Source organism: Leucobacter sp. M11 (assembly GCF_035726885.1).
Taxonomy (GTDB): Bacteria; Actinomycetota; Actinomycetes; order Actinomycetales; family Microbacteriaceae; genus JAPFRB01.
Map to the genome: position 1 here is coordinate 110,585 of NZ_JAPFRB010000002.1, position 4,490 is coordinate 115,074.

General features: G+C 68.9%; 2 protein-coding genes. Both read right to left on the reverse strand.

Translation table 11 applies throughout. The features are described from left to right. Positions 1–2,203: choice-of-anchor Q domain-containing protein (locus tag OOT08_RS04650; RefSeq protein ID WP_325091395.1), on the reverse strand; the 2,203-nt coding region annotated here is incomplete at its 3' end. 295 nt (positions 2,204–2,498) lie between these two features. Next, positions 2,499–4,358, reverse strand: a complete 1,860-nt coding sequence (locus tag OOT08_RS04655; RefSeq protein ID WP_325091396.1) for a phosphoenolpyruvate carboxykinase (GTP) — start codon at positions 4,356–4,358, stop codon at positions 2,499–2,501. Between the last annotated feature and the right edge of the window lie 132 nt (positions 4,359–4,490).

Below are 4,490 nucleotides of genomic sequence, written 5' to 3' on the forward strand. Positions count from 1 at the left end.
TGATCGTCGCCTCGTCCCGCACGATGGTGACCGTCGCGGTGTCCCGCGCCCCGATCGTCGCTCCCTCCGCGCGGGTGACGGTGGCCTGGAGGGTCCGGGAGCCGGGTTCGTGGACCAGACTCTGCACCGTCAGGGTCTTCGCTTCGGCATCGCCCGCGGCCCAGGCGAGGTCAAAGCTCGCGGAGACGTAATCCCGCCCCGCGACGGCGGTGCCGTCGCTCAGCTCGACCCGGGCGGTGACCGCCTCGTCGGTGGGGCCCTCGCGGAGCACGGTCAGCGTCGCTGACGCGCCCGCGGTCACCTCGGCGTCCGCTCCCATCCGGACCTCGCCCGGTTCCACGACGGGCTCGGCCACCTCGACCGCGCCCCGATCCGGGGCCGCCCCCTGCGGGCGTGTGACGCCGCGCTGATCGACCGCCACGGCGCTGGCGGGCGCCGCGTCGATCAGCGGTGAGCCCTCCGCTGGGAGCATCGTGTGCTGCGCGCCGCCGTTGTCCGCCAGGCCGCCGAGGAGCCACTCGTCGAGGGGCAATACGTCTTCGGGGTCGGCCGGAAGCGCACCCGAGGCGGGGACCGTGTTCTCGACCCCCGAGACGCGCTCCCCGTACTCTGCGATCACCCCGCCGTGTTCGGCATCGCCCAGCGCGGAGGAGCGCACGGAAAGCCCCATCTCTTCTCCGCGGACGTGCACGGGGGCTCCCGGCATCGTGAGGTGTTCGATCACGCTGTCGAAGCCCTCGCCCTGAATCAGCATCCCCGGGAGCCCCGAGCCCGCATCCGGACCCACGTCCACGGTGTTGTTCACCACGTGCACCGAGGTTCCGGTCGTCTCCGCGACGGAGGGCCTCAGCACCAGCATGACGCCCTCGTGCTCCGCGAGGGATACCTCGCCGTTCGCGAAGGTGTTCCCGGAAAGGTGTATGGCCGGCCCCGTTTGCTCGCCGGAGTGATAGGTGTCGATGAGCGCCGCGGCCCCGTCGATGCCCCAGTTCCCGACAAAGCTGGAGTCCACCAGCTCGACGACCGGGGTCTCGCGGTCTTCCAGTACGTCCGCCTCAATCGCGAGGCCCCCGCCCTCCTCATAGACCGCGGCGGTGTTCCCGGAGAACACCGACTCGGCCACCCGAATGGACTGTTCTCCGGCGAGTTCAATGGATTCGAGTCGGAGGCCGCCGACCTCGTTGTCGAGGAACTGCGACCCGAGCACCTCGACGCCGCCCTGCACCCCGGTGAGAGCGACCGCCGCGGTGAGGTACTCCTCCGGGTCCGTGACCCCGCGGAAACTGCTCTCGCTCAGGAGCACGTCCCCCTGCACCTCCCCCGCGTAGAAAGCCGCCTCGCCAAAGCCGGAGATCTCGGAGAAGTGGGTTCTGGTCACCTCGACCGCCGGAGTGCTTCGGGGGTCTGCGCCCGCGTGCTCGACCGTGTCGAGGCTCAGAGCAAGGCCGGGAGACTCGGCCTCGCTCACCGCGAGCTGGGTGAAGAGCGTGTCGGTCACGGAGATGTGTTGCTCCGCGGTGAGCTCCGCGATATCGATCGTCAGCCCAGCCATATCCAGGTTCCGGAACACGCTGTCCGCCACGCGAACCGATCCGTAGACCTCGCCCAGCCAGAGCGCGGCAAGCTCGGAATCGCCGGAGCTGCCGTCCACCGTGAGGTCCTGCACGGTGAGATCCCCGTTGAGCATCTCGACGCTCAGCAGCCCCTCACTGGAATCGTTCACGCTCAGCGCGCAGAGCGTAACCCCCTCCCCGGGAGCCGTGCTCACCAGGGAGACGATCGGTTCCCAGTTCCGATTCGTCTGGGTAATGCCGAGGTCGAACAGCGATACCGTCGCGCCGTCCGCACCGCGAATCCAGGAGTCGGTGCCCAGGGTTGCGGGCGCCCAGGTGACGGTCGCCCCGCCTCCGTCAATCACGACGGACTCGGTGAGGCGCACGGACTCGCTGACCGTGACGGCGAGTCCCGCGGCGAAGCGAATGGTATCCGTGCCGGGCTGCGCGTTTGCGTCAAGCACCGCCTGGGCGAAGGTTCCGGGCCCGGAGTCCCCCGAGGCCGTCACGTCGAATACGGTGCCGACCGGGCTCAGCGCCCCGCAGTCCGGCGCCGCCGCGACCCCCTCGTTCGCCGAGGCGGGCACGGTGCCCGCCACCGCGAGCGACAACCCAATGCCCAGTGCGCCCAGCGCTCGAATACGACTCATCGTCCTCCCCCTCACCGTCGCCGGTCCGTTCCGGAGCGGCGATGATTCCCGAACACAATCTAATCTGAGACGGGCAAAGTCGCAATGCTCCCAGCCGCACCGGTGCCGGACGGGCGCGGGGCCTGAGCCGGGATCGCGTGAGCGTGCCGGGCGCGAGCAGGCGTGGGCCCCACCCCGGAGAACAGCAACACGGCCCGCCTTCCGGGGAAGGCGGGCCGTGTGTGGAGAGGTATTGTGGACCCCATCTGGGCAGGTCTGGGGTCCACAAATCGGTGGGCCGCGAGGCGGCGTCCGCTTAGGCGCGGAGGCGCCCCCGGAGGTCGGCCAGCTGCTGGGTGAGCTTGGCCGGGACGCGGTCGCCGAACTGGCCGAAGAAGTCCTCGGTCAGGTCGCACTCCGCGAGCCAGGAGTCGGCGTCGATCCGGAAGAGCTCCTGCAGGTCAGCCTCGGGCACCTCGATGCCGTCCAGGTTGAGCTCGCCGGGAGCGGGGACGGTGCCGATCGCGGTCTGCACGCCCTCCTTCTCGCCCTCGAGGCGACGGATCACCCAGTCGAGCACGCGGGAGTTGTCGCCGAAGCCGGGCCACAGGAAGCGGCCGTCGGCGCCCTTGCGGAACCAGTTGACCTGGAAGATGTGTGGGGCGGCCTCGCCGAGGTCCTCGCCGATCTCCAGCCAGTGGCCCCAGTAGTCGGCCATGTTGTAGCCGCAGAAGGGGAGCATGGCGAAGGGGTCGCGGCGCAGCTCGCCGACGGTGCCCTCCTGGGCCGCGGTCTTCTCCGAGGAGATGGTTGCGCCCATGAAGACGCCGTGCTCCCAGTTCAGGGACTCGGCGACCAGCGGAACGTTGGTCGCGCGGCGGCCACCGAAGAGGATCGCGTCCAGCGGGACGCCGTCCTGCTCGAACCAGTCATCGGCCAGCGTGGGCGTCTGGGTGATCGGCACGGTGAAGCGCGAGTTCGGGTGCGCGGCCGGGCGGCCGGACTCGGGGGTCCAGTCGTTGCCGAGCCAGTCGGTGAGGTGCGCGGGGACCTCCTCGGTCATGCCCTCCCACCACACGTCGCCGTCGTCGGTGAGCGCCACGTTCGTGAAGATGGTGTGACCCCAGAGGGTCTCCATCGCGACGGGGTTCGTGGTCTCGCCGGTGCCGGGGGCGACGCCGAAGAAGCCGGCCTCGGGGTTGATCGCGTTCAGGCGACCATCGGCGCCCTTGCGCAGCCAGGAGATGTCGTCGCCGATCGTCTCGACCTTCCAGCCGGGGATCGTGGGCTGCAGCATCGCGAGGTTGGTCTTGCCGCAGGCCGAGGGGAAGGCGGCGGTGATGTGGTACGCCTTGTTCGTGTCCTCGTTGGTGAGCTTGAGGAGCAGCATGTGCTCGGCGAGCCAACCCTCGTTCCGGCCCATGACGCTGGCGATGCGCAGCGCGAAGCACTTCTTCGAGAGGAGGGCGTTTCCGCCGTAGCCGGAGCCGTAGGAGAAGACCTCAAGGGTCTCGGGGAAGTGCGTGATGTACTTCGTGTCGCTGCAGGGCCAGGCGACGTCCTCGAGCTGGATGCCGTCCTTGGTCACGAGCGGAGCGCCGACCGTGTGCACGGTGCGGACCCACTCGGAGCCGGGCAGGATGCCGTCGAGGGCTTCCTGACCCATCCGGGTCATGATGCGCATGTTGAGCACGGCGTAGGGCGAGTCGGTGAGCTGCACACCGAGCTGGGAGATGGCGCCGCCGACGGGGCCCATCGAGAAGGGCACGACGTACATGGTCCGGCCGCGCATGGCGCCGTTGAGCAGGGGCTCAAGCTCGGCGCGCATCTCGGCGGGGGCACGCCAGTTGTTCGTGGGGCCCGCGTCCTCCTCCTTTTCGGAGCAGATGAAGGTGCGGTCCTCGACGCGGGCGACGTCGTCGGGGTGCGAGCGGGCGAGGAAGCTGCCCGGGCGCTTGTCCTTGTCGAGGGGGATCAGGGAGCCCGCGGCCACCATGCCCTCGGTGATCAGGTTCCACTCGTCCTGGGTGCCGTTGCACCAGTAGACGGAGTCCGGCTGCAGCAGGGTGGCCATCTCGGTCACCCAGCTCAGGATCTCGGGGTTCTGCGTTGTCGCTTCTGCCGTCACGCGCTGCTCAATGAGTCCGTGCGTTCCGGGGACCTGGGCGAGGGTCATGTTGTTACTCCTGGTGTCAACTAAAGAAACCGCGATAGTTCAATTGTGGGGGACATCTGGGTGCCGTATAGGCCAAATCGTATGTCAAAAAGCTGGCTTTTTGCCGTATAGTCAAAGGCATGGCCACTGACT